General features: G+C 70.0%; 23 protein-coding genes. 8 read left to right on the forward strand and 15 right to left on the reverse strand.

Annotation, left to right across the window (positions count from 1 at the left end; genetic code table 11):
- Positions 1–2: 2 nt before the first annotated feature.
- The 4 genes from AC6CR5_RS05180 to AC6CR5_RS05195 all read right to left on the reverse strand — a co-directional run bounded on the left by AC6CR5_RS05180 (position 3) and on the right by AC6CR5_RS05195 (position 4086).
- On the reverse strand, positions 3–1412 hold the full coding sequence (locus AC6CR5_RS05180; protein ID WP_070668694.1) for a serine/threonine-protein kinase: 1410 nt from the start codon (positions 1410–1412) through the stop codon (positions 3–5).
- A gap of 75 nt (positions 1413–1487) precedes the next feature.
- Entirely contained in the window at positions 1488–2297 is an 810-nt protein-coding gene (locus tag AC6CR5_RS05185; protein ID WP_006385073.1) for an ABC transporter ATP-binding protein, read from the reverse strand.
- The gene (locus AC6CR5_RS05190; RefSeq protein WP_026384989.1) at positions 2294–3067 is read right to left on the reverse strand and encodes an ABC transporter permease; all 774 of its coding nucleotides are present in this window, start codon (positions 3065–3067) and stop codon (positions 2294–2296) included. Before AC6CR5_RS05190 ends, AC6CR5_RS05185 begins: the two co-directional genes overlap by 4 nt.
- 5 nt (positions 3068–3072) lie before the next feature.
- Entirely contained in the window at positions 3073–4086 is a 1014-nt protein-coding gene (locus AC6CR5_RS05195; RefSeq protein WP_241117876.1) for an ABC transporter substrate-binding protein, read from the reverse strand.
- Positions 4087–4303: 217 nt separating this feature from the next.
- Here AC6CR5_RS05195 and AC6CR5_RS05200 point away from each other — a divergent pair, with 217 nt between their 5' ends.
- On the forward strand, positions 4304–5284 hold the full coding sequence (locus AC6CR5_RS05200) for a threo-3-hydroxy-L-aspartate ammonia-lyase (RefSeq protein ID WP_026384991.1): 981 nt from the start codon (positions 4304–4306) through the stop codon (positions 5282–5284).
- Between the two features lie 27 nt (positions 5285–5311).
- Here AC6CR5_RS05200 and AC6CR5_RS05205 read toward each other — a convergent pair whose 3' ends face one another.
- Both AC6CR5_RS05205 and argH read right to left on the reverse strand, forming a co-directional pair.
- Positions 5312–6277: a tripartite tricarboxylate transporter substrate binding protein gene (locus tag AC6CR5_RS05205; RefSeq protein WP_054444853.1), complete on the reverse strand. Its 966-nt coding sequence runs from the start codon at positions 6275–6277 to the stop codon at positions 5312–5314.
- Between the two features lie 53 nt (positions 6278–6330).
- Positions 6331–7842 (reverse strand): argininosuccinate lyase, encoded by a 1512-nt coding sequence (gene argH, locus AC6CR5_RS05210; RefSeq protein ID WP_026384993.1) that lies wholly within the window; start codon positions 7840–7842, stop codon positions 6331–6333.
- A gap of 147 nt (positions 7843–7989) precedes the next feature.
- On the opposite strand from argH, the gene AC6CR5_RS05215 reads away from it, so the two are divergent.
- Positions 7990–8856 (forward strand): LysR family transcriptional regulator, encoded by an 867-nt coding sequence (locus AC6CR5_RS05215; RefSeq protein WP_054515259.1) that lies wholly within the window; start codon positions 7990–7992, stop codon positions 8854–8856.
- Positions 8849–10078, forward strand: a complete 1230-nt coding sequence (locus AC6CR5_RS05220; protein WP_026384995.1) for a hypothetical protein — start codon at positions 8849–8851, stop codon at positions 10076–10078. The genes AC6CR5_RS05215 and AC6CR5_RS05220 overlap by 8 nt, the downstream gene beginning before the upstream one ends.
- Here AC6CR5_RS05220 and AC6CR5_RS05225 read toward each other — a convergent pair.
- From AC6CR5_RS05225 to AC6CR5_RS05245, 5 genes are all read right to left on the reverse strand, one after another.
- Positions 10073–11548 (reverse strand): SEL1-like repeat protein, encoded by a 1476-nt coding sequence (locus tag AC6CR5_RS05225; protein WP_498085301.1) that lies wholly within the window; start codon positions 11546–11548, stop codon positions 10073–10075. The two genes, AC6CR5_RS05220 and AC6CR5_RS05225, sit on opposite strands and share 6 nt — an antisense overlap.
- A 90-nt stretch (positions 11549–11638) precedes the next feature.
- A complete protein-coding gene (locus AC6CR5_RS05230; protein WP_054444849.1) occupies positions 11639–12265 on the reverse strand; it encodes a DUF6985 domain-containing protein in 627 nt (208 codons plus the stop codon).
- A 39-nt stretch (positions 12266–12304) separates the two neighbouring features.
- Entirely contained in the window at positions 12305–13705 is a 1401-nt protein-coding gene (locus tag AC6CR5_RS05235; protein ID WP_498085302.1) for a S41 family peptidase, read from the reverse strand.
- Positions 13706–13775: 70 nt separating this feature from the next.
- Positions 13776–14264 carry a hypothetical protein gene (locus AC6CR5_RS05240; RefSeq protein WP_026384998.1) on the reverse strand — a complete coding sequence of 163 codons (489 nt, stop codon included), beginning with the start codon at positions 14262–14264 and terminating at the stop codon, positions 13776–13778.
- Positions 14261–14635 carry a Rap1a/Tai family immunity protein gene (locus tag AC6CR5_RS05245; protein WP_054444847.1) on the reverse strand — a complete coding sequence of 125 codons (375 nt, stop codon included), beginning with the start codon at positions 14633–14635 and terminating at the stop codon, positions 14261–14263. The genes AC6CR5_RS05240 and AC6CR5_RS05245 overlap by 4 nt, the downstream gene beginning before the upstream one ends.
- 381 nt (positions 14636–15016) lie before the next feature.
- Here AC6CR5_RS05245 and AC6CR5_RS05250 point away from each other — a divergent pair, with 381 nt between their 5' ends.
- The 5 genes from AC6CR5_RS05250 (at position 15017) to AC6CR5_RS05270 (ending at position 20710) form a co-directional block, all read left to right on the forward strand.
- Positions 15017–16087, forward strand: a complete 1071-nt coding sequence (locus tag AC6CR5_RS05250; RefSeq protein ID WP_498085303.1) for a DNA-binding protein — start codon at positions 15017–15019, stop codon at positions 16085–16087.
- A gap of 72 nt (positions 16088–16159) precedes the next feature.
- The gene (gene ydiK, locus AC6CR5_RS05255; protein ID WP_026385001.1) at positions 16160–17266 is read left to right on the forward strand and encodes an AI-2E family transporter YdiK; all 1107 of its coding nucleotides are present in this window, start codon (positions 16160–16162) and stop codon (positions 17264–17266) included.
- A gap of 193 nt (positions 17267–17459) precedes the next feature.
- Positions 17460–18185 carry an RNA pseudouridine synthase gene (locus tag AC6CR5_RS05260; RefSeq protein WP_026385002.1) on the forward strand — a complete coding sequence of 242 codons (726 nt, stop codon included), beginning with the start codon at positions 17460–17462 and terminating at the stop codon, positions 18183–18185.
- A gap of 408 nt (positions 18186–18593) precedes the next feature.
- Positions 18594–19532, forward strand: coding sequence for a S66 peptidase family protein (locus AC6CR5_RS05265; protein ID WP_026385003.1), 939 nt, complete (start codon positions 18594–18596; stop codon positions 19530–19532).
- Positions 19533–19561: 29 nt separating this feature from the next.
- Positions 19562–20710 (forward strand): zinc-binding metallopeptidase family protein, encoded by a 1149-nt coding sequence (locus AC6CR5_RS05270; protein ID WP_498085304.1) that lies wholly within the window; start codon positions 19562–19564, stop codon positions 20708–20710.
- 28 nt (positions 20711–20738) lie between these two features.
- Here AC6CR5_RS05270 and AC6CR5_RS05275 read toward each other — a convergent pair whose 3' ends face one another.
- The 4 genes from AC6CR5_RS05275 to AC6CR5_RS05290 all read right to left on the reverse strand — a co-directional run bounded on the left by AC6CR5_RS05275 (position 20739) and on the right by AC6CR5_RS05290 (position 25547).
- A complete protein-coding gene (locus AC6CR5_RS05275; RefSeq protein ID WP_498085305.1) occupies positions 20739–21593 on the reverse strand; it encodes an SAM-dependent methyltransferase in 855 nt (284 codons plus the stop codon).
- Between the two features lie 56 nt (positions 21594–21649).
- On the reverse strand, positions 21650–22951 hold the full coding sequence (locus AC6CR5_RS05280) for an APC family permease (RefSeq protein WP_049054696.1): 1302 nt from the start codon (positions 22949–22951) through the stop codon (positions 21650–21652).
- Positions 22952–23363: 412 nt separating this feature from the next.
- Positions 23364–24014 (reverse strand): helix-turn-helix domain-containing protein, encoded by a 651-nt coding sequence (locus AC6CR5_RS05285; protein ID WP_035181226.1) that lies wholly within the window; start codon positions 24012–24014, stop codon positions 23364–23366.
- 78 nt (positions 24015–24092) lie between these two features.
- Positions 24093–25547 (reverse strand): N-acyl-D-amino-acid deacylase family protein, encoded by a 1455-nt coding sequence (locus AC6CR5_RS05290; protein ID WP_020927667.1) that lies wholly within the window; start codon positions 25545–25547, stop codon positions 24093–24095.
- Positions 25548–25551: the final 4 nt, after the last annotated feature.

Raw genomic sequence — 25551 nt, forward strand, 5'->3', positions numbered from 1 at the left:
CATCAGGCCGGAGCGGGGACCACCGCCGCCAGCAGATCATCCGGATGCACCATCAGCGACCGTGCCCGTTCGCGCATGGCTGCCAGCCCCAACAGGGGTTGCCAGCGCGCCGCGCGTTGCAGGTCGAGCCAGAGTGGCTCCAGCATGTCCGCATCGAGCGGTCCGCCCTCGGCCAGGGCGGTTGCGTAGGCCAGGCTGGCCGGCGCCGACAGGAGTTGCATGCGGCTGGCGGCGTTGAGCGGCGCGAACGGGCCGTCGGCCGGCGCGTCGCAGCAGTACAGCACCGCGTCGGCCAGCGCCGCCTCCCGCGTGGGCAGCGTCGCCAACGAGGCGCCGCGCACCTGCACCCGGCCCTGCTGCGTGGCAAACGCATAGACCGCGCCGGATTGGGCGCGGGCGAGCAGGCGCAGGCCGCGCAGCAGGCGAGGCAGGTCGGTCGTGGCCGCCTCGACGGAAGCCTTGGCCTCGACCACCAGGCAGATGTCCCACAGCGGCGGGCAAGAAGCGGGTCCTTCGGCGCGGCGCAACAGGACCGCATCCCACTCCGTTTTGGCCCGGTCGGCGTCGGCGGCGAGTTCGGCCGGCACCCGCAGCGACGTCACGACACGATAGCGGGGGGCCGCGGCGTTCCCCGGCCCGTCCGGGTCTGCCTGCGCCCGCGTCTGGTCGAGATATCTGGCCACGGCTTCCAGCGCGCGCGTCGCCAGCACTTCCACCGCGACACCCCGTTGCCGGGCGAGCTGGCCCTGGGCGCTGGCCTCGTCACTGCCGGCGCGAGGGCCTTGCTTTTCGCGGATCGATGTGTACTGCCGCACGCGGGGATCCTGGCTCAGCGCATCGATGCGCTCCAGGCGGGCCAGGGCAGGGGACTGAAGCAGCGCCCGCAGCGCGGGCGCCAGGCCTCCGGCGTGCTTGACCTCGGGCAAGGCTTCAAGCGCCAGCGCGATGCGGGTCATGCGCGGCCATGCCGCCGCCGTGGCGGCGGCATGCAGGTCGGCCAGCAGGGCGCGCGCCGCATCCGTGGCCACGCGCGATGGCTTGCGCGGGTGTGCCAGGGCGTCGACCGCCGTGCGCAGCTGGCGTCGGTCGCAGGCCTCCTGGCGGCGCAGGGCCAGAAATTCGCGCACCTGGGAATAGCGGTGTTCCAGCACCATCGCCTGGAATGCGGGATCGCCATCTTCCGGCCGCAGGGCCGCGCGCACCAGGCTCGCGAGCGCGGCGATGAAGGCCTCGCGCAAGGCGGGGTCTGGCGGTTGGCCCGCGGCCCGCGCCGCCTGCAACTGCTCGATCGCCCGCGCCAGCGCGGCGCCCGGCCCGCAGTCGGTCGCCAGGGCGGCGGCCCGCGGGCGGGGGATGCGATAGCGCCGCGCCACGGTGTGCAGCAGGGCGGAAAGCGGCGAGGCAGGTGGCATGGACGGCGGCGGAGCGGGCAATCCCCAACTTTACCGCCACCGCGGCCCGACCATGGGGGACCGGCGGCCGCCGCGTCAGAACGGCGTTTCGATCGTCTGGCGCGCTTCTTCGCGGACCCGGTGCAGGATGTGCCGGCGCATCTCGCCGACCTGCCGGTCGAGCGCCAGCGCCTCGATGTCGCGCGGGCGTCCGGCGGGCACCGCCAGGTCCTCGACGATGCGCCCGGGCCGGGCCGACATGACCAGGATCCGGTCGGCCAGGAACAAGGCTTCGTCGACGTCGTGCGTCACGAACAGCACGGTGGGGCGGGTCGCGGCCCAGATGTCGCCCAGCAGTTCCTGCATCATCATGCGGGTCTGCGCATCGAGCGCGCCGAAGGGTTCGTCCATCAGCAGGATGCCCGGATTCAGGATCCAGGCCCGCGCCAGCGCCGCCCGCTGCTGCATGCCCCCGGACAACTGCCAGGGCGCATGACGCTCGAATCCCTTCAAGCCCACCCGGCGCAGGTACTCGCGCGCCTCTGGCAGGTAGTCTTGCGGACTCGCGCCCGCCATGCGTGGGCCGAAGGTAATGTTGTCCAACACCGACAGCCAGGGGAACAGGGCCGGCTTCTGGAACACCACGCCTCGCCCGGGGCTGGGGCCGCGCACTTCGCGTCCATGCGCCAGCACCGCCCCGCGGGTGGGCGGCTCGAAGCCGGCGACCAGGTTCAGGATGGTCGACTTGCCGCAACCCGAAGGCCCCAGCAGGCAGACGAACTGGCCTTGCGGAATCGCCAGCGATACGTCTTCCAGGGCCCGTGTGCGCGCCTCGCCGCGCCTGCCGGACAGTCCGAAGTCCTTGCCCGCGCCGCGCAATTCGATCACGTTCTGCGGGATGCTCATGCGTCTTTTCCCGTCCAGGGGGCGAAGCGCTTCTGCGCCGCCAGCAGCAGGACGTCCAGCAGATAGCCGATCAGGCCCAGCAGCACGATTCCCAGGATGACGACGTCGGTGCGCAGGTAGTTGCCGGCATTCAGGACCATCCAGCCCAGGCCGGTATTGGCGGCGACCAGTTCCGCCGCAATCAGCGCGGTCCAGCCGATGCCCAGCGACAGCCGCACGCTGGTGAACAGTTCCGGCAGGGTATGCGGCAGCACGACGTGGCGGAACACCTGCGCGCGGCTCGCGCCCAGCACCTGGGCCGCGCGCAGGCGCGCGGCGCTGACGCCGCCGACCGCGGCGGCGGCGCCAACCAGGATGCTGAGGAAGCTGGCGATGAAGATCAGGAAGAACTTGGAACCTTCGCCGATCCCGAACCAGACCACCGTAAGCGGAATCAGCGCGATCTTGGGCAGCGGCCGCAGGAACTGCACGAAAGGATCAAGCACCGCCGAGAGGGCCGGCGACATGCCCATCAGCAGGCCCAGCGGCACGCCGATCCCGATGGCGGCCGCGAATGCGACGCCCGCGCGGGCCACGCTGGTGGCCGTGTGTTCCCACAAGGAGGTCTGCTGATAGCCGTGCATGGCGACGTCCACGGCGGTGCGCAGGACCTCGGACGGGGGAGGCAGCAGCAGCGGGTCCGTCCACCCGAATCGGGCCGACAACTGCCATGCGATCAGCGCGAGGGCCACCGAGGCCGCGCTGATCGCGTAACGATATGCCTGCTTCATGCCGCTCAGTTCCCCGCCTGCCGCAGGAATGACGCATTGTTGAACGGCACGAAACTGGCCGGCACGCGGGTCGACTGCAGCTGCCCGGCCTTGACCAGGAACGCGGCGGTCTCGGCCTGGGCGCGGGCAATGCCGGAGGGCGCGCCGTTGGCGCTCGCGCCCAGGTATTCGGCGGAGAGCAGCTCCGCGATGGTCGGATACTCCATCCCGCGCAGCGCGGTGCGCACCGAATCCAGGGGCTGGTCGAGCGTGGCGGCGATGGTGGCGGCGGCCCGCTCGGGGTCCTGCCGGTATTCCTCGACCTTTTTCTGGTAGTTCTTCAGGAACGCGGCGACCAGTTGCGGGTACTTGGCGGCGAAATCCTTGCTGACGACGAAATTGTTGTAGATGAGCACGCCGTCCTTGCGCAGGTCGCCGGTGGAAAACACCACGTGGGCGCCGTCCGCGACCAACTGCGCCTTGGCCGGATCCCAGGCGTAGGCGCCGTCGATGTCGCCGCGCTTCCAGGCCGCCACGATCTCCGCCGGCTTGAGCGGCACGAGCTTGACCTTGGCGCGGTCGGCGTGGCCGCGGTCGAGCAGGGCTTCCAGCGCGTACTGGGCGGTCGAATTGGGCGGGTAGGCGATGGTCCTGCCTTCGATTCCCTTGACGTCCCTGATGTCCGCCCGCACCACCAGTTGTTCGGCCGTGGTGATGATTTCGGGCACCGAGATGAGTTCGATCGGCAGGCCCTGCGCATACCCGGACACCGCCGGATTGGAGCCGAAGCGGGCAATGTCGATCTGCTTGCTGGCGAACAGCGCGAGCACGTCCGCGCCGGTATTGAACTGCACCCATTTCACGGGCACGCCGAGCGCCTGGTCGAACGATTTGTCCGCCTTGCCCAATACCCATACGCGCGGCGCGCCGGCCCAGGCGAAGCGCACTTCCGCGGGCGCGGCCGTGGTGTCGGCGCTGGCGGTTGCCGCGAGGGTCGCGGCCGCCAGGCCGAACAGGAGTTTGGTCGTCAGGGATTTCATGGATGGCTTCCTGCAATCAGAAAAGCCGCAGATTGTGGGATGTCTTTCCGCTCGGGGAAACTACCGAATTTTCATAAACATAGAGTTGCGCGCGAGGCGCGGGCGCCGGCCATGGCACGCCATGCCGATATGAAAAGAATGTCGTTCACGCCCCGCGCCGCGCTTGCTATGCTGTCCGGTCCGTCCGTTTTCCATTGCGCCGCCGTCCGCCACCTTCATGAGTCCCCCCTTGCTGCCCGATTTCGAGGACGTGGTCGCTGCCGCCGACCGCCTGGCCGGCCACGCCGTGCGCACGCCGGTGCTGCGCTCGGCAGCGATGGATGCATGGGTCGGCGCCGAATTGCACTTCAAGTGCGAGAACCTGCAGCGTACCGGTGCCTTCAAGTTCCGTGGCGCGTTCAATGCGCTGGCGCGCTTGGACGCCGGCCAGCGCCGCCGCGGCGCCGTCGCGTTTTCGGGCGGCAACCACGCCCAGGGCATTGCGCTGGCGGGGCGGATGCTCGACATCCCGGTCACCGTGGTGATGCCGCGCGATGCGGCTGCCTCCAAAATGGAGGCAACCCGGGCCTGCGGCGCCCGCATCGTCCTGTACGACCGCCACGCCGACGATCGGGAAGCCATTGCGCGGCGGCTGTCGGAAAGCGACGGGCTGACCCTGGTTCCTCCTTATGACCACGCGGACGTCATTGCCGGACAAGGCACGGCCACGCTTGAATTGCTCGAGGAGACGGGCCCGCTGGACGCGCTGTTGTTGCCGCAGGGCGGTGGCGGCCTGCTGGCAGGCGCGATCCTCGCCGCCGGGCGGCTCGCGCCCCAGTGCCAGGTCTATGGCAGCGAGCCGGAGGCCGGCGATCACGGCCGCCAGTCGCTGCGGCGCGGCGCCGTGGTCCACATCGCGCCGCCGGAAACCATTGCCGACGGCGCCCGCGCCCAGCACCTGGGCGCGCTCACCTTTGCGTTGATCCGCGACGGCGCGGCCGGCATCGTGGCCGTGCCGGACCGCGCGCTGATCGAGGCCATGCGCATGTTCGCGCAGGCCATGAAGCTGGTGGTCGAGCCCACCGCTTGCCTGGGCCTTGCGGCCGCGCGCCATGGCGGCCTGCCGCTGCGAGGCAAGCGGGTCGGCGTGGTGGTAACCGGCGGCAATGTGGACCTGCCGCGCTACCTGGCGCTGCTGGGCGCGGCGGACGACGCCTGAACCGCCAGGCGCGTGCGCACGCGGCCATCAATCGATGGTCGCGCCCGACTGAGCCACGATCGGGGCCCATTTTTCGCGGGCGCTGCGAATTTGCTGGCCGAACTCGGATGGCGTGGACGCCAGGGGCGTCGCGCCAATGCTCAGGATCTTCGCGGTCGTGGCCGGCTCCCGCGAGATGTCGGTGATCGCCCTGGACAGGATCGCCAGCGTTTGCGCGGGCAGGTTCTTGGGCGCCACGACGCCGAACCACACCTCGACGTCATAACCCGGCACGCCGGCCTCGGCCATGGTCGGCACGTCCGGCAGCAAGGGCGAGCGCCTGGCGCTGGTTACGGCCAGGGCGCGCAGGCCGCCCGCCTTCACCTGCGGCAGGGAACCCGGCAGGTTGTCGAACATCAACTGGATCTGGTTGGCCAGCAGGTCGGCCATCGCGGGCCCGCTGCCCTTGTAGGGAACATGCGTGAAGGACGCGCCGGTCATCGCCTGGAACAGTTCACCCGAAAGATGGTTGGTCGTGCCGTTGCCGGCCGAGCCCATGTTCAGGCTTGCGGGCTTGCCCTTGGCATAGGCGACCAGTTCCGCCACGCTGTTGGCCTGGACCTTGGGATTGACGACCAGGATGTTGGGTACGCTGGCGAACAGCGCGATGGGGGTGAAGTCCTTGTCCGGGTCGAACGGCAGCCGCTTGTATAGGGAAGGGTTGATGCCCAAGGTGCCTTCGGTGGCGAACAGCAGCGTGTACCCATCGGCGGGCGCCTTGGCGACGAGGTCCGTGCCGATATTGCCGCCAGCGCCGGGCCGATTGTCCGCCACGACTTGCTGGCCGAGCTTTTCCGACAAGCGGGCCGCCAGTACCCGGCCGAGATTGTCGGTGCTGCCGCCCACGGCGAACGGGATGACCAGGCGGATCGGCTTGGTCGGGTAGGCATCCGCGGCGGCGACGGAAGAAAATGCCAGCGCCGAGGCGGCGGCAAGCGTGATGGCAAGCTTCATGAGGGAACCCCTTGTATCGTTGTGTGGCAGGAATGGAAGCGTCGGGATGCGCCTTAGCGCGGCGGCGCCGAAGCCAGTGCCGCGAGCTCTTGCTTGAGCGTGGCGCGCGCGGCGGCGACGGACGCGCGCCGCGCCGCCGCCTGCGTCCTGGCCGCCTCCAGCGCGCCACGCAGTTCGGCAATACGCTGGCTCGACAGGACCGGCGCGGGCCCGCCATGGGCCGAACGGGCTTGCACGCTGGCCAGTGGATCCAGGCATCGCCGCACCGATGCCGCGTCCAGGCGGATGTCGCGCCCGGTCTGTTGCGAAGCGGCGGCGTTGACCATTGCCGCCGTGATCTCGTCAGCCGCCAGGTCGGCATCGAGGGCCTGGCGCACCACCGCGCCCACCGCATGATGGGCCTCGCGGAACGACAGGCCCGACTCGCGCACCAGGGCGTCGGCCAGGTCGGTCGCGGTCGAGAAATCGGTTCTGGCCTTGCGCAGCATGGTGTGCTCGACAGGTTCCGCGGCATCCAGCACCAGGCGGAACAGCGCCAGGCAGCGGATGCACTCGTCGGCGCTTTCCCAGAAGCTGCGCATGCTTTCCCTGTTGCCATCGCCGCTATGCGTGAAGTGGGTGCCCTTCACCGCCGTCATGGAGGCGGTGAACAGCGCGATCAGGTGGCTGGTCTTGCCTTTCAGATACTCCACCACCACGGGGTTCTTCTTCTGCGGCATGATGCTCGACGTGCCCGCGACGCGATCGGGGAAGTGGATCAGCCCGAACTCGGGGGTGGCCCATACATAGAAGTCCTGGGCGATTCTTCCCCAGGTCAAGGACGCGATGGTCATGGCCGACATCAGTTCCCAGGCGAAGTCCCGCGACGCCACGGCGTCCAGCGAATTGGCCACGCAATGGCCAAAGCCCAGCAGCCGCGCGGTGTCCTCGCGCCGGATGGGGAAGGTCGTGCCCGCGAGCGCGCCGGCGCCGAGCGGACAGGCATCGATGTGGGCCAGCGCCTGCTCGATGCGGGCGGCATCGCGGGCAATGGCGTCCGCGGCCGCGATCAGGTAATGGCCGTAGGTGATCGGTTGCGCCGATTGCAGATGCGTGTAGCCCGGCATGACCACATCGGCGTATTGCTGCGCGCGCGATATCGCCACTTCGCGAACGTTGTTCAGCGCATCAAGCACGTCCAGGCCGGCATCGCGCGCCCGCAACCGGTCGTGGGTGGCGAGGATGTCATTGCGGCTGCGCGCCACGTGCAGGCGGCCTCCCGCGTCCGCGCCCGCAAGGCGCATCAAGTGCGCTTCGTAGTTGAAGTAGGCGTCTTCACGCTGCGGGTCCAGCGGCACCGCCGCGGGTCCGTCCCGTTCCATTTGCTGCAGCGCCTGCGCCAGGCCGATCGCCGATGCCCGAGGCATCAGGCCAGCGCGCGCCAGCATGAGCAAGTGCGCCTGGTTGATGTCGGAAAGATAGTCGAAACCGCTGCTGAACTCGCGGTTCAGGCGCGGCAGGTAGATGTGGTCGCAGACTTCCTGGGCGGTGGCTTGCTGCAAGCGGCGACTGACCTTCGATTCCATGCTTTTTCTGCTCCTTCTGCGCGTGCAGGCTGCCCGCTGAGATGGGAATGCAGTATGGAAATCGAACATCATTACGTCAAATGACAGTATTCCGCCTGCGCATGCAATTTTGATATGCTGTGCGGCCCGAGGCAGGAGAATCCACGGATGAAGTTCAAGCACATCGAGACTTTTCGCGTCGTGATGCTGACGCGGTCCATGACGCTGGCCGCCAGCCAGCTCCACACGTCTCAATCGAACGTCAGCCGGGTCATCGGCCAACTGGAAAGCGCGACGGGATTCCGCCTGTTCGAACGCCGCGCGGGCGGCTTGGCGCCCACCCCTGAAGCCGAGGCGTTCTATCAGGAAGTGCAGCGCGCGTTTCTCGGCATGGATGCGCTGGCCGACGCGGCCCGCCTGATCCGCCAGGTCGGTCCCGGCACGCTGCGCATCGGCGCGGTGCCGTCCATTGCCATGTGCGTCATGCCCAAGGTCATGCGAACGTTCCGCCAGCGTTATCCGGACGTGCCGGTGTCGATACACACAGGCGACTCACCGATGGTCGCGAAATGGACCGCGACGCGCTACTGCGACCTGGGCCTGGTGTCATACCTGGCCGATACGCCAGGCGTTACCGCGAGCCTCTGGGCGCAGGAGGAGGGGGTTTGCATCGTGCCGAGCGGGCACCGCCTGGCGCGCAGGCGCAAGGTCAGTGCCCGCGATCTGGATGGAGAGCCCTTTATCTCGTTGACGCAGGGCGATGGCACGCGGGCGGCGATCGACGCCGCCTTTGAGCCGGATCGCCGCAAGCTTATTCTGGACACGCCCTACGCAGCCACCATCTGCCGCATGGTGGCGATGGGGCTGGGCGTGAGCGTGATCAATCCGCTGGTGATGCGGCATTTGAAGATACCGGGCGTGGTCTGCCTGCCTTTTGCGCCGGCGGTCGTGTTTTCCCGCCACATCCTGGCGGCACAGCAACAAGCCGAGTCAAGCCTGACCGCGGCATTCCTGGAGTGTCTACGCGATGAATGATGTCCGCGCAACCGCCGCGCCGCACCAGGGACGGCGCGCATTCGGCCGGCTCTGCCGCCAATTCGGCCTGTCGGCCGTCCTGGCCTTGACGGCGGCCTGGCCCGCCGGGGCGGCGCCACGGGACCCGTCCATCGCGGCGGCGCCGCGCGCGGAGATTCCGGCGCGCGACCGGCAAGCGCTCGCGACGATCGCGCGCCAGTATCAGGCGGCGAAAGGCGAGGCCGACAGGACCGGCGCCATGCAGGCGTTGGCCGAGCTTCTCTGGACGGCGTCGTTTCTGCCGCAACGCCGCCAGGGCGGCGTCACCCTGCCGGATGAACTGTTGCAAACCATGGGCCGGGACCTGGCCGGCAACGTGCCGCAGGCGCGCATGCAGGCCTTGGCCAGGGTCCTGGCCGTGCTCGATGCGAGCGGCCGCGCCGCCATGGCGGCGCCGTTGCTCGGACACTTGCGGCAGAGCCCGACGGAACCAGCGCGCGCGGCCGCGCGGACGGCGCTCTGGAGCGCTACCCGGGGCGCGCCGGAACAGCTTTTCCAGGCCATCAGGGACACCCGGGACGAGCGGATGCTCGGCGATCTGGCGCAGGTCGCGCGCGGCGCTTCCTTGCCCGCGGACGTGCGCCAGAAACTCGATGCGGCCGGCGCCGCGTCAACGTCGCCGGCTATTCGCGTCCAGATCGCCCAGGCCCTCGGGCCGGGCGCGTCCGGCTATGACGACGTGGTTCGCGGCCTCATCGCGGAATTGGAAGCGGCGCCTTCGGACGAGGCGCGTGAACGCATCATCGTGACGCTGGGCGGCTTTGCCAAGCCTGATGATGCCATCGCGCGGGCGATGATCGATGCCGTGTCGCGCAGCCGCGCGCCGTCCCGGGTGACATGGCGCGCGCTGGCGCAGGCCGGCCCGGCGGGGCTGCTGTATCTTGCCGCATCGGTGAAAAAGGAATCCGATGCCGCGCGGCTTGTCGACAAGGCGACGATGCTGGCCGCGGTGGCGGGCGAATCCGGGCCGTTGCCGGCGACGATCGCGCCGGCGGTGCTCGACGCGGCGATCAGCGCGCGCCTGCGCAGCGATGATCCGCTGCTGCGGTCATCGGTGCAGGCGCTGCTGATCCGATCGGGGCCGGCCGCCGTCGCGCCGATACGGCAGGCGCTGGACCGCGCCGCGCCCGGCCAGGCGCGCGACGACCTGGCGGCGGCGCTGGCCCGCCTGGAAGCGTCATGACGCGGGCTGGCCGTCGCTTTCGGGAGCCAGGCGTCGCATCGTGGCTTCGCTGACGCCGGTGGCGCGCAGCTCGTCGGCGAGCCGCTCGGCCCGTTCGCGCTGGCCGGGCGGCATGTGGGTCAGGAGCATGTCGCGATACTGCGTCATCTCCTCGTCCGGCGAGGCAATGGCGCTGATCAATGCGAAGGCGGCTTCCAGATTGCGCGGCACGCCGCGTCCTTCGGCGTACATCACTCCCAGGCCGAACGTCGCCTGGCGGTGGCCTTGCGTGGCCGCCTTGCGCATCAGACGCACGGCCTGCGCATCATCCTGCGCGACGCCATCGCCGTTGGCATACATCACGGCAAGGTTGAACTGCGCTCGCGGATAGCCCTGGTCGGCTGCTTCCCCGTACCACGCCCGGGCCGACGCGAGGTCGCGCGGCACGCCGCGTCCGAAGTCGTATTGCCGCGCCAGGTTGTACTGTGCCGTATCCAGCCCTTGCTCGGCGGCCCGACGGTACCACTGCACAGCCTGCGATTCGTCCTTCGGCACGCCTCGTCCCTGCTCATACAGCGTGCCCAGCGTGTCCTGGGCCGGCGCATGGTTCTGCTCGGCGGCTTTGCGCAACCATTGCGAGGCCTGCAAATCGTCCTGGGGCACGCCCCGGCCGGACAGATAAGCGCCGCCCAGGCGGTCCTGCGCGGCGGCATTCCCCTGGTCGGCGGCGTGGCGCCACCACTGCACGGCGAGCTTATCGTCGGCGGGCACGCCGCTGCCGGCGAAGTACATGGCGCCGAGATTGTTCTGCGCCTTGGACAGCCCCTGTTCGGCGGCCTTGCGGAACCACTCGACCGCCTTGCCGGCGTCGCGCGGCCCGCCCAGTCCGTCCGCGTACATGACGCCGAGGTTGTTCTGGGCCTCGGCGTGGCCCTGGGCCGCCGCCAGGGCGAACCAGCGCCTGGCCTGGGCCTCGTCCCGCCGCGAGGCAGGGGCGTCGAAGAAGTGGTCCCCCAACTGATACTGGGCCTCGGCGTAGCCCTGGTCGGCGGCGCGGCGCCACCATTGCACGGCCAGGTCTTCCTGGCGCGCCACCCCCTGGCCCTGGGCGTACATCCGGCCGAGCATGGTCTGCGCTTCGGCATTGCCCTGGACGGCGGCTTTCTCGCACCATTGCGCGGCGAGCGCGTAGTCCTGCGGCACGCCGCGACCGTTCGCATACATCACAGCCAGATTGAACTGCGCGCCGGCTTCTCCCTGGTCGGCGGCGCGGCGCAACCATGCCACCGCTTGCGCATCGCCCTTCTCGCCGCCTTGCGCATTCGCGTACATCAGGCCCAGGCCGTCTTGCGCGCCGGCCGCCAGCGGCCCGCCGCACAAGGCCAGCACAAGGAGCGCCGCGGGCCATCGCGCCGGGCGGCCCGGCTGGCGCCGCCGGATGCGTTGGCTGCCCTCGCCGGGGGGTGAACGAACCGAGGAAATCAGAACCACGTCTTGCTCCTGAATCGCGCGGATCGCCGCAAACGCGGAAGGGGTTCCACGCTTTCCGCCGCATCCGCAAGGTGGACGACAGGCCGGGCGCTATTGGCCCGTGCCCAGGGACGTCGCGTGCCGCGCCGCGATCCATGACAATGACCCGACGTCGGCGCCGCCGGTCTCGATGACGTCGGTGCCGGCCATCATCAATCCGTAGCCGTGCTCATCATCCCAGGCGCAGCGCAAGTCCAGGCCGATGTAGGGCCCGCCGTCGACGGGGTGGAACGTGATGCTGTTCAGGCGGATCAAGGTGAGCAAGGTCTGCTCGTCCCAGTGCGGCGGCAGGCGGAAGGCATCATCGTCCAGCACGATGCCATCCTGCTCGGCGCGCAGGCGCGGCAGGTCCGCCAGCATGGCATCCACCACCGCGCGGTGGAATGCGGCGTCATGGTCCAGCAACCATCGGGCCGCCGCGATCATCATCGGCGCCGGCTGCTCGCCGGAGCCATCATCGTTCTCGAAAAAGGCGATGACTTCACTGTCCTGCGCGAGCCGGTCGTGGCGGGCGTGGCCTTTCGATGCGGCAAGGGCGCCGGCGCCGCGCAATCGCGACGTCGCGGGCAGCGGCAACGCCGCCAGCCAGACGCGCCAGGCGCTGTTCGGCCCATAGAGCGTCGGCAGGCCGGGCACCGATAACGGCAGGTAGTCCGGTGGAATCTGGTCGGTATGCATCGGTTTGCTCCTTCGTTCCGGGTCGGGCATGGGCCCGCCTCAATCGGCGGTTGCGTGGGCCAGGGCGGCCCGCGCGGCCAGCAGGGCCACGTCGGCGCCGGCGGGCGCGCCCGCCACCGCGTCGCGCACCCGTTGCGCCAGGGCGCCGTTGAAATCGGCCGCGATATCGTCGCGCACCGTGATGCGTTGCTTGGCCTCGTCGAGCCGCATGTCCGGCGCCACCCCTGTCCCGTCCAGCCGGGCGCCGTTGGCGCGGTGGACACGGTGGGTGGTGACGATCAGCGCGCCCTGGCCGGCGGGCAGCGGCAGGACGGTCTGGATCGTGCCCGCGCCCAAGGTCTTCGCGCCGATCAGCAAGGCGCGGCCGTGGTCCTGCAGGGCGGCTGCCACGATTTCCGCGCCGGCGGCGGTGCGGCGATCGACAAGCACCACCATTGGCACGCCACGCGGCACGAGAGGATCGCGGGCGCGCAGCGCGCGAACGTTGTCCGGGGCGCGGCCGCGCAGGCTGCCGATCACGGACCCTTCGGGCAGCGCCAGGCCGGCGACCTGCTCGGCCGCGTCGAGCAGCCCGCCGGCGTTGCCGCGCAGGTCCAGCACCAGGCCCGCCAGCGGCGCGGCGGCGCGCGTGGCCGCCGCGTCGACGGCATCCCGCAGCTGGCCGCCGGTTCTGCTGTCGAAGGCGGAGTTGCGGATCACTGCGACTGCGCCGTCCAGTTCCCAACGCACCGTGGGCGGCGCCTGCACCGGCCCGCGCACGGGTTGCGCCATGATCGCGCCAGCCGTGCCCGGCCGCCGCAGCGTAAGCATGGGACGGGTGCCGGGCGTGCCGCGCAGCAGGGCAACGGCTTCGGGCAGCGGCAGGCCCGCGGTGGCGCGGCCGTCCACGCGGGTCAGGATATCGCCGGCCTGGATGCCGGCTTGTTCACCCGGGCCGCCAGGCAGGGGCCGCACGACGGTCAGGGCGCCGTCCCGGATCGACAGTTCGAGGCCCACCGATGCAGGCGGCGGCGCCAGTTCGGCGCGGGAGGCGACGCGGCTATAGGGGTCAAGGCCGGTCATCATGCCGCGCAGGGCCGCATCCAGGGCCGCCTCGCGCGGCGCGCCGTCGCCAAAGCGCAGGATCTCGCCGGCCAGGATGCGGGTCTGGGGGGTAATGCCCTCGGCCTGCCTGCCGGCCAGGATGGCCTGTTCAATCCCGGCCTGGCGTGACGGCGCGGCCGCCTCGGGCAGCGCGCCGAGCGCGCGCAGGCCGCGCACGGTCAGGGCGCCCGAATCGAGCGGATCGACATACTGGTTCACCACCTGGGTCATGGCGGCCGCGAGCGTGGTTTCGATCTCCTGGCGTTCGAGGGCCGCGGCGGGCGTAGCCTGCGCGACGGCGCCCGCCAGCAGCAGGGCGCGCAGTGACCGCCTCGGCGGGAAGCTGCGCCCGTTCAACGTTCACCGCCTTGTCGCGGACCCCGCCGCGCACGGCGGGATGGCAGCGGCCGGGGCGGGCGAGGGTGGATCATGCCCGGTCTCCTGGCGACGACGGGGATGACCGAAGGGAGGGCGCAGTCCTGTCGGGCCGGGCGATGCACCAGAAGCTGGCGCCCACCAGGGCGCCCAGGACGGCGGCGGACAAGGGCACCCCGGGGCGCGACACGACGGTGTCGGCCAGCATGTACAGGGCCAAGCGCAGGTCGCCGGGGCCGAATAGCGAGGCGATGAGAAGCGCGGCGCACCAGCCGGCCAGGCCGATGGCGGTGAAGGCCAGCACGTAGGGCGCCAGCGTGACGCGGCCGCGCCGCCGCAGCACGCGATGCGCCGGCAGGCCCAGCACGGCCATGGCGATGGCGCCGGCCAGCAGGCCCAGCAGCGTGGCCATGAGGGTCCAGTCGGGCTGCCCGCCTGCGCCGATGAAGTCGGGCTCGCGCCAGAAGAGCCGCGCTTGCAGGCCCAGGAACAGGGCGGTCCAGAACGGCCCGGCCAGAAAGGCAAAGAGAAGTCTCGTCATCCTGGGCAGGCAAACGACTGCCGCAGCGCCTCGCTGACCAGCGGACCGGCATTTCCACCGAGACGGTTGGCGGGCAGTGTGGACAGGTAGCTGTACACCCTGTCCTTCAGTTCATGCGGCAGGACGCCGCCGCGGGTGCACCAGGCCGTGCCTTGCGTCAGGTCGGCGATCCCGAGCACATAGGCTTGCGCATAGGAAGAAGAGAATTGGCGGCCAAGCGATGCGTCGCGAATCTCGGAAGGCATCCGGCCTTCCAGGGCCGAGACCAGCTCGGCGCCGGTGAAGTGCCAGGTCCGGGCTGCCTGCGCCTGGCAGGTGGCGAAGGCGGAGGCGGAGGCGGACAACATGATGATCAACGCCAGGCGTTTCATTGGCAGCTTCACCCTTCGGCCCGACTGGCGGCCCTGAGATCGTGTGCATTCGGTTGTCGATGGATGCGTGGGATCTTAGCACCCGTGGCCGGGCAGGCCATGCCGGCTCTCGGCACACAGGCAGGGTGCATGTAGAGCGCGGCCGCCATCTCCGGCATCCGGATGCTTGCGGCCGGCATGCCGGAGATCCGCCTCAAGCTCGCCTCGCGAGCGGAAATTCCGGCGATTTTCGCGCTTGATACCCTCAGATCAAGAGGACGCTGGCGTTTAGTTATATTTCATACGTATGGTGTATGATGTATAACTAATAAGGAAAATTACTCACGATAAGATTCCATTATCGTGAGTAATCTGCCCATCCTCTGCCCAGGAAACTCCGCCATGGCCACCGGAATCACCGAACAGGACGTCTGGCGCGCCGCCGATGCCTTGCTGCTGGAAGGCGCGCGCCCCACCATCGAGCGCGTGCGCCAGAAGATCGGCCGCGGCTCGCCCAATACGGTCAGCCCGCACCTGGAAACCTGGTTCCGAGCACTGGGCGCCCGAATCCAGGATCCGGGCGCGTTCGCCGCGCCGGCGCCGGTGCCGCAGCCCATCGCCCAGGCCGCCGCGCACTTCTGGGAGGCCGCCCTGGCGGCGGCCAGGGCCGACCTGGCCGGCGCCAATCGCGAACGCGAAGACGCGCAACGGGCGGAAGACCAGCGCCTGGCCGACCTGGCTGCACAGTTGGCCCGGCGCGAGGCGTTGCTGGCCAACCGCGAGCGCGACCTGGAAGAAGCCCTGAAAGTCGCGACCGGGCAGTTGGCGGCAACGGAAGCGCGCCTGCGCACGGCCGAAAGCCAGCTGCGCCAGCGTGACGAGGCGCTGGCCCACGGCCAGCAGCAGCTCGCCGATGCGCGGACCGCCTTGCTGGCCCAGGTAGCCGATGCCGAACGCGGCCGCCAGGAGCAGGCCGAGGCGCTGGCGGCCGCCCATGCGCGCCACGCGGCGCATGAACGCCGCTGGCTCAACGATCTGGACGCCGAGCGCGGCAATGCCAAGCGCCTGCAGGCGCGCCTGGACGAACTGCTGGCGGCCCGCCAACAGCAGGCCGAGCAGTCGCGCCAGGCCCTGGCGCAAGCGGCCGAGCGCCTGCATGCGGCCGAGGCCGAGGCCGCCGAGCGCCTGCGTGTGGCCGAATCCGAGGCCGCCGCGCAACTGCGCGCGGCGCAGGCCGAGGCCCAGGCGGAGCAGGGCCGGCGGCTGGCCGAGCTGGCCACGGCGCGGGAAGCGCTGCAGGCGTCGCGCCGCCGCGAGCAGGAGCTGGCCCAACGCCTGACGGCCGCCGAAGCGCAGCAGGCCGAATTGATGGCGCAACAGAAGGCCCGCGACGCGCAGCTGCTGGAACTCACGCGCCACCTGATTTCCGCCCCCGCCGCGCCGCCGCCAGCGTCCGGCGGCGGCGGCGCCTGAGGCCTCGCCGCGCCGCGCCCGCCGAAGTTCGGATAAATTCATACACGGCCAATCCGCCGCCTGGAGCCCAGCTTGAACCCGAACCCACGTCCGCCCGCGGATCTTGCCCGCAACCTGCTCGTCGTCGTCATCCTCTCGGCGCTGATGATCGGCAGCCTGTATGTGCTCAAGCCATTCCTGTTCGGCTTGATCTGGGCCACCACCATCGTGGTGGCGACCTGGCCGGTGATGCTGGCGGTGCAACGGCGCTGTGGCGGCCGCCGCTGGCTTGCCACCGTGGCCATGCTGATCGTGCTGCTGGTGGTGATCGTGCTGCCGCTGTACCAGGCCATCTCGACGCTGGCCCTGCATGGCGGGGCCATCATGACCGCGATCAAGGGCCTGCCCGACTATGCGCTGATGGCGCCGCCGGGCTGGGTGCGCGGCATTCCGCTGGGCGGCGAGCGCATCGCGCATGAATGGCAGGCGCTGGCCGACGCCGGCGCCGGCGGCCTGCTGGCGCGACTGGAGCCGTACATCACCATGGCGGCCAAGTGGCTGCTGAGCAATGCGGCCATCGTCGGCGTATTCGTGATGCACATGCTGATCACCATCGTCATTGCCGGCATTCTCTACAGCCAGGGCGACGTGGCGGCGGATTTCATGCAGCGCTTCGCCAACCGGCTGGCCGGGCACCGCGGCGTGGCGGCGATCCGCCTGGCGGGCCTGTCGATCCGCGCGGTGGCGCTGGGCATCGTGGTGACGGCCGTGGTGCAGTCGGCGTTGGGCGGCCTGGGCTTGTGGATTGCCGGCGTGCCGGCGGCAGGCATCATCACCGCCCTGATGTTGATGCTGTGCCTGGCGCAACTGGGGCCGTTCCTGCCCCTGCTTGGCGGTGTGATCTGGCTGTTCCAGAACGACATGAAAGTGGCGGCGGTCCTGCTGCTGGTATGGGCGGTGCTGGTCACCATGCTCGACAACCTGCTGCGGCCGCTGCTGATCAAGCGCGGCGTGAACCTGTCGATGCTGCTGATCCTGGCCGGGGTGCTGGGCGGCATGTTCGCCTTCGGCATTGTCGGCCTGTTCATCGGCCCGGTGATCCTGGCGGTGACCTCCACGCTGCTCAAGGCCTGGGTCGACGAAGTGCCGCCGCCGGCCGCCGACGCGTCGCTGGCAGCCCGCCCGTCCATCGAGCCCTGAGCCGCGCAAACTCTCCCGCACGGGCCGCCGCGGGAAAACCGCGTAACATCTGCGCCAGGCCCCATGCCTGCGCCGAGAGCGCCGCGCGGGGCCGGTCTGTTTCCGCCTTTCACGCTGTATTCGAGATGACGATATTTCCGCCGATTCACCGACCCACCCATTTTCCGGCCTTCCTTTTTTGCGCGGGCCGGCCATGAGCGACAGCGTCCGCCTGGCCAAGCGGCTGGCCGCCGAGCAATCCTGTTCCCGTGGCGATGCCGAACGCTACATCGAAGGTGGCTGGGTCGTCGTGGACGGCAAGGTCATCGAGGAACCCGGTTTCCGCGTCAGCCCTGGCCAGGCTGTCGGCCTGCTGCCGGGCGCGCGGCTGGAAGAGATGCGGCCGGTGAGCATACTGGTGCACAAGCCGGCGGGCCTGTCGGCGTCGGACCCAGCGCATTCGGCGCTGGGCCTGGTCGTGCCCGAAAACCTGATGCCGGGCGACCGTTCGGGCCAGCGCTATCTCAAGCGCATGTTCAACGGCCTCAAGCTGGCCACGCCGCTAGAGCGTGCGGCCAGCGGGCTGGTGGTGTACACGCAGGAATACGCGGTCGCGCGCAAGCTGGTGGAAGAGGGGCGCCACGTCGAGCAGGAATACATTGCGCAGGTGCGCGGCACGCTGGATGCGGCCGGGCTGGCGCGACTGCAGCGCGGCCTGGCCTATGAGGGCCGCCCGGCCACGCCGATGAAGGTCAGCTGGCAGAACGAAACCCACCTGCGCTTCGCGCTCAAGACGCCAGCCCTGGGTTTCATTGAATACGCCTGCGACATGGCGGGGCTGCAACTGCAGGCCCTGCGCCGTATCCGCATCGGTCGACTGCCGATGGCCGGGCTGGCGGCGGGGCAATGGCGTTATCGGCTGGAATACGAGCGCTTCTAAACACTTAAAGTGATTTCTGGAATAACTTAAAGTGTTTTCTCGAATAACTTAAAGTGAATTCTAGGATGAGGCGCTGCGGATTAAGCGTCGGAACGCCTGGGCCAAGGAGTTGCAGGTGGCCGCAAGGGCCGGGATTTTCTCATGTAAATTCTAGATAAGCACGATAAGTGATTGATAAATAAAATAATATAAAACGAACAAGGATTCAATATGGCGATACGGCCTCGCGAGTCTCAAGCCCCGATCGATCCCGCGCGACGCGGCCTGCTAAGGGTCGCGGGCGCCCTGGGATTGTCCAGCCTGGCGCTGGCGGGTTGCGCGAGTCGGGTGACGCCTTCGGGAGCCGGCCCGGCCGCGACCACGCGTGACACAGCGGCAAGCGGTGCCGGGCCTGGCCGCGACACGGCCGTGCCCGCCTTGCGGCCGGGCGGCCGGGTGGCGATCGTGGCGCCCGCGTCGGCGGCCGACGGGGCGGCCCTGGACGCGGCCGAATGGCTGCAGGCGCGCGGCTACGAGCCGCGCATCATGCCCGCCGCGCTCACGCGCAGCGATGCGCCATACGACTACCTGGCCGGCGATGACAATGCGCGCCTGAACGACCTGCACTCGGCGTTCGCCGATCCCGCGATCGACGCGGTCTGGTGCCTGCAGGGCGGCTTCGGCTCATGGCGGCTGGCCGACAGGCTCGACTTCGACCTGCTGCGCCGGCATCCCAAGCCCTTCATCGGGTACAGCGACATCACGGCGCTGCATCTGGCAATGCAGCGCCACGCAGGCTTCGTCACTTTCCACGGTCCGATGCTGGCGCAGGACCTGCTGGCCGGCAAGGAGGAACCCACCGCCAGCCACGTGCTGGCCATGGTGGGCGGGCAGATCGGGCAGGGCGCCTGGATCGACGCGCCGCCCGCATCCAATCCGGTGGTCCTGGCGCCGGGCGTGGCCAGCGGCCGGCTGGTGGGCGGCAACCTGGCGCTGATCGCCGCCATGATCGGCTCGCGCCATGAGATCGCCACGCGCGACGCCATCCTGTTCATCGAGGACGTCAACGAGGCGCTGCCCCGCATCGACCGCCTGCTGTGGCAGTTGCGTTCGGCGGGCAAGTTCGACCATATCAAGGGCGTGCTGGCGGGCAATTTCACCCGGCTGGGCCTGCCGATGGGCGACGCGCCGGGCCAAAGCCAGTTGTTCCCGCTGCTGCTGGAACAGTTCGGCGGGCGCGGCATACCGGTGCTGGCGGCCTGGCCCAGCGGCCACGGCGATCCCAACCTGACGCTTCCGCTCGGCGCGAAGGTGACGCTGGACACCCAGCGCCGCGGACTGCGGCTCGATCAGGCGGTGGCGCGGTAAGCGCGCCGCCCCGTGCCGGAGCCCCACGCATGAATGATTTTTTCCAGGCCCTGGGCCGCCAATTGAAATCCCCGCATCGCTCGCGCGCCAGCGAGCGCCATGCCCGCGCCAAGGCATTCCGCTGCGTCTGCGGCCAGCAGGTCTTTTTCAACAACAGCGAATGCCTGAACTGCCACCGGCAACTCGGCTTCGACCCGAAGCGCGGCCACGTCCTGGCGCTGGATCCCGGCAAGGCCGGGGGCCTGTGGATCGAAGCCGGGCGCGCGCGCGGCCGGACCTTCAGGCGCTGCGCCAATTACGCCTCGGCCGCGGCCTGCAACTGGCTGCTGCCGGCCGCGGCCAGCGGGTCGCTCTGCCTGGCCTGTGGCCTGAACCGCACCATTCCCGATTTATCCGTCGCGGAAAACGGCCCGTTATGGGGCAAGGTGGAAGCCGCCAAGCGCCAGCTGGTCGCCCAGCTCCTGACGCTGGGCCTGCCTATCCGGCGCTCGCAGGCGGCGGGCGACGGCGGCCTGGCGTTCGATCTGCTGGCCCCGGCGGCGGACGGCGCGCCGCTGCTGACCGGGCACAACCACGGGCTGATCACGCTGAACATCCGCGAGGCCGACGATGCCTACCGTGACCGGGTGCGCGAGGCGATGCATGAGCCTTACCGCACGCTGCTGGGGCACTTCCGCCACGAGATCGGCCATTTCTACTGGGACCAGCTGGTGGCCGGCGGCCCCTGGCTGGCGCCGTTTCGCGCCGTGTTCGGCGATGAGCGCGCCGACTATGCGCAGGCGCTGCGGCGCAATTACGAGCAAGGTCCGCCGGCCGACTGGGCGGGGCGTTTCATCAGTACCTATGCGTCCTGCCACCCGTGGGAAGACTGGGCCGAGACCTGGGCCCACTATCTGCACATGATGGACACGCTGGACACCGCCATCAGCTTCGGCGTCACCCGCGTGGCCGTGCAACAGGCCGTTGAGCCTTTCACCCGGGTATCGCTGTACGATCCGGACGATCCCGAAGGGCAGGGCTTTCTCGACCTGGTCAACGCCTGGGTGGCGCTGACCGGGGCGCTCAACGAGCTGTCGCGCAGCATGGGGCAGCGTGATTTCTATCCGTTCGTGCTGCCGGCCGCGGTGGTCGGCAAGCTGCAATTCGTGCACAGGGTGATCCGGGCCGCGGCGCGCTAGGCCCGCGGAACCCGGCGCCGCCGCGGCGCTAGATCCGCCGCGCCGACCATTGCCCCTTGCCCGCGGCGTTGCCGCTGATGGCGTTGCCGTCCACTTCGCCGGTGTAGCGCACGCCATCGACGGAGAACGATATCCTGCGCCCGTCCATGCGCGCATCCGTGATCTCGCTGCCGCCCAGGTTGCCCGTCAGCATCTGGTACCGCTGCTCCAGCAGCAACCGGCGGCCGTCCAGGTCCCACTGGCCGCCGACCTTGGCCGGCACGATCCACAGCAGCGCGTTGCAGTAGGTCTGGCAGGCCTCGGTAACCGTTTCGGAGGCGTCCGGCTCCCAATCGCCCATGCGGAAGGTGTTGGACACGATGCGGGTGCCGGGCGCCAGTTCCAGCAGCCGCGGCCGCAGTTTTTCATTGATGGTCGACAGCAGGAACATGGTGATCACGTCCGCCTGCGACAGGTCGGTCTCGAACAGGTCCGCCACCTCGAAGGTGGCGCGGTCGGCCACGCCCGCCTTGGCCGCGTTGCTGCGCGACAGGGTCACCAGGTCGGGGTTGTATTCGATGCCCTTGGCCCGCAGGCCGCGTTGGGCGGCGGTGATGACGGTGCGGCCATCGCCCGAGCCCAGGTCCATCAACCGGTCCCGCGGTGTGACCCGGGCCATGTCGAGCATCTTGTCGACCAGGGCCTGCGGGGTCGGCACCCAGATGACGTCCTTGCCGTCCTGGCCCACGTCGGGCACGTAGGCGTCGGTCTTGGCGGGGGGCTCCGCGGTTGCGCCGGTGGCGCGCGCCTCGGCCAGCAGCGAAATGGAGAAGGCCAGGGCCAGCGCCGACCCCAGGGCGGCCCAGCGGCGGGCGAACGGAACGGACGATAGGGCAGCTTGCATGATGAAGACTCCTTGGGCGGACGGAAAAAAGGGCGTGGCGGCAAGGGCCCCGGCGGTCAACCGGGCGGCTCGGCCGGCGACGCCCCGGCGGGCTTGAGCAGGCGCAGCACCGGGACGCCGACCGCCAGCACCGCCAGCCCGATCAGGGCGCCGGCGCCTGCATAGACGGCGCTGGAATAGACCAGCCCGGCGCAGGCCAGCGCTAGCAACGCCGGGGTCAGGGGATACAGCGGCACCCGGAACGGCCGCGGACGCGCCGGATCGAGCCGGCGCAGGCGCCACACGGAGGCCGCCACCAGCAGCATGAACAGCCAGAACACCGGCGCGGTGTAGGCGACCATGGCCTGCACGCCGTTGTGGCTGAAGGCGCCCACCCCCAGCAGGGCCAGCGTGATCGCGCCCTGGGCCAGCAAGGCGCTGACCGGCGCCTCGTTGCGCGCGCTCCACCCGGCCAGTGCCCGCAGGCGCGGCAGGTCGCGCCCCAGCGCGTAGTAGACGCGCGCGCCGGTAATGATGGTGCCGTTGATGGTGCTCAGCGCGGTGGCGCAGATCACCAGGCTGAGCAGGGCGGCGGCGTAGGGGCCGGCCGCCAGCTGCATCACGGCCGCGCCCAGCGCCGGCGTGTCGCGCAGGCCCTGCAGCCCGAACAGTTCCAGCAGCGCCAGGTTGGTCAGCAGGTAGGCGCCGGTGACCACCGCGGTGCCGATCAACAGCACCCGCGCCATGTTGCGTCCGGGGTTGCGCAGTTCGCCGCTGAGATAGGCGGCCTCGTTCCAGCCGCCGTAGGTCAGCAACACGAACACCATGCCCATGCCCATCAGGCCGGCCACATTGCCTTCCAGCGCCGTTGGCGCCGGCGCCAGCGGCGTCGAGGTGAACAGCGCGGCGGTCAGCACCGCCGCCAGCGCCGCCAATGTCAGGATCGTGAACAGCCATTGCAGCCGCTTCGAGTGGCGCGTGCCGGCCACGTTCAGCGCGGTCAGGCCGATCACCGACAGCGCCGCGTGCGTGGTGGCGCCGTGTTCGCCCAGCGGCAGCAGTTGCTGCGCATAGTCCCCGTAGATGAAGGCCACCACCGCGATCGCGCCGGTCTGGATCACGGTGCAGCGGGCCCAGGCGAACAGCAGGCCCACGCGCGGCCCCCAGGCGCGCGACAGATAAAGGTATTCGCCGCCGGCGCCGGGATAGGCCGCGCCCAGCTCGGCGTAGCACAGCGCGCCCACCAGCATCACCAGGCCGCCGGCGCACCAGTACGCCAGGTACATCGCCTCGGACGCCGCGTGCTGCGCCACCAGGGGCGGAAAGCCGAAGATGCCGATGCCGATCACCACGCCGACCAGCACGACCGTGGCGTCCATCACCGACAGGCCCGGCGGGCCGGACGCGGCGGTGGCCACGCCGCCTCGCTCGCCGGCGGCACCGGGGTGGGCGCGCAACGGACGGCGCGGCAAAGACGGCATGGCATTCTCCCGGCAGGTTGCCGCCGCGCACGATGCGCGGGGGCTCGGACTCACGGCTGGAGGGCGTCAGGCGACACGGCCCGTTGGCCAGGGCGTCATCCGGCCTGGCGGGGCGGCACGGCCTGTTTCCAGGTCCGTCATCCTGACGAATAGCTGAATAATGAGTGACCCGGGGCGGGGAAAGAAAGTTTCTACGGGATTTCCCGTAGCGGTGAGCGGCGATGCGCGTGCCTCCGGCCGCGGCGGGCCGGCGGCACGCGCACAAGGCGCCAGGCGGGCGTTGCCCGCGGCAGGAAGGAGGCGGGCGGCCTCAGGGCTTGCGCGGCGCGGGCTTGAGGCGCGAGGGCACTTCGTCCAGGTCGCTGCACACGGCCAGCACCTCGGCCGGTTTCTTGCTCAGCGACAGGTAGACATGGCCGATGCCGCTGTCGAAATAGGCGGATTCCAGCCGGTTCAGCACCACGCTGTCGCCGTTCTCGAACTGGATGCGCACCTTGCCCGACAGCACCAGCGCGAACTCCTGCCCGGGATGGCGGATGTAGTCCTCGAACTCGACGACCTCGCGCGCGTCGATCAGGGCCAGCATGGGCATCATCTTCTTGCCCGGGTATTCGCCCATCAGCAGCCGGTAGTGATAGTTCTCGGTGGCGTAGTCGCGCGCGTCGCTGAGCTTGTTCTTGACGTAGGTGGGAGCCACCTCGGCCTGGGCCGCGTCGCCCAGCATGAACATGCGCGTCATGTCGATGCCCAGCGCCCGCGCCAGCGCGGCGAACTTCTCGTAGCTCAGGGCGATCTGGCCCAGCTCGGCCTTGGACAGGGTCGAGACCGCGATGCCGCTGGCCTGCGACAGGTCTTGCAGGGTCATTTTCCGGGCCTTGCGCTCGGCGCGCAGGCGCGCGCCCATCACTTCCTTGCCCACGATGTCGGGTGGGGCCGTATTGCGAGCGGAGGGAGGGGCCATGTAGCGGTTTGCGTCCAGGGTTGGGAGGGGGCGGCACGCCGCCCCGTTCACGCCGGATTGTAAGGGCTGGCGCCGGGCTCAGGCGGCCGTGCGTGCGAGCACGCGGCCGGCATGCTGGCCGGTGAACGCCTGCTCTTGCCAGACCGGCGCGCCGTTGACGTACACGGAATGGATGCCGGCGGCGCGCTCGGTGGGGCGTTCGAAGGTGGCGGTATCGGCCACCGTGGCCGGGTCGAACACCACCAGGTCGGCGAAGTACCCGGCCTGCAGCTGGCCGCGCCCGGCCAGGCCGAAGCGCGCGGCGGTCAGGCCCGTCATCTTCCATACCGCCGTCTCCAGCGGGAACAGGCCCAGGTCGCGCGCATAGTGCCCCAGCACCCGCGGGAAGGTGCCCCACAGGCGCGGATGCGGGCGCTCGTCGTGCGGCAGGCCGTCGGAGCCGATCATGGTCGGGCCGAACGCCAGGATGCGCTGCACGTCGGGTTCGTCCATCATGAAGTAGATGGCGCCGGCCGGCTGCAGCTCGGGCACCACGTCGTACTTGGATTTGCCGCGCTCGGCCGCGACTTCATCCAGGTCGCGCCCGCTCAGTTCGGGGAAGGGCTTGCACCAGGTGATGATGGTGCGTCCGGCCAGCAGCACGCGGTCCTGCTTGAGCATGGTGGAGCCGGCCACGTAGGGATACGCGTCCAGCGAGACGTCCTGGCGCGCCATGGCGGCCTCGATCAGCGGCAGCGTCTCGCGCGAGCGGCCGAAATTGGGCTGGCCCATGACCTTGTGGTGCGAGATCACCACCGGCACGTCCAGCTCGCGGCCGATGCGGAAGGTTTCCTCCAGCGCGGCCACGATGTGCTCGCCTTCGTCGCGCATGTGGGTGGCGTAGATGCCGCCATGCGCGCTCAGCGGCCGGCACACCTCGATGATCTCTTCGGTGGTGGCGCGGGCGGCGGGCGGGTAGAAGGCGCCGGTCGAAATGCCGATGGCGCCGCTGGCCATGGCTTCCTCGGCCAGGTCCCGCATGGCCGCGATTTCCTCGTCGGTGGCGGCGCGCTGCAAGTCCGGCATGACCGCGGCGCGCAGCGTTGAATGGCCCACCATGCAGGCGGCGTTGACGGCCGCCGGCGTGGCCCGCAACGCGTCCAGGTAGTCGGCGAAGCGCTCGAAACGGTACGAACCGCCTTCGTCCAGCAGGTCCAGGGGGGCGGGCGGGTTGGCGTGCGCCAGCGGCGCCAGGCTGATGCCGCAATTGCCCGTGACCACCGTGGTGACGCCCTGCGAGATCTTGGGCGTCATGTCGCGGCGCCTGAGCAGGTAGTTGTCGTCGTGGGTGTGCGAGTCGATGAAGCCGGGCGCGACCACCAGGCCCGACACGTCGACCCGGGTGTGCGCGGCGGCGTCCGACAGATCGCCGATGGCGGCGATGCGGTCGCCGCGCACGCCCAGGTCGGCGCGCCGTCCCGGGGTGTTGCTGCCGTCGATGAGGGTGCCGCCCACGAGCAGCAGGTCGAAGGGCTGGGAATCGGATTGGGACATGGAA

This window comes from Achromobacter sp. EG18, assembly GCF_059759395.1.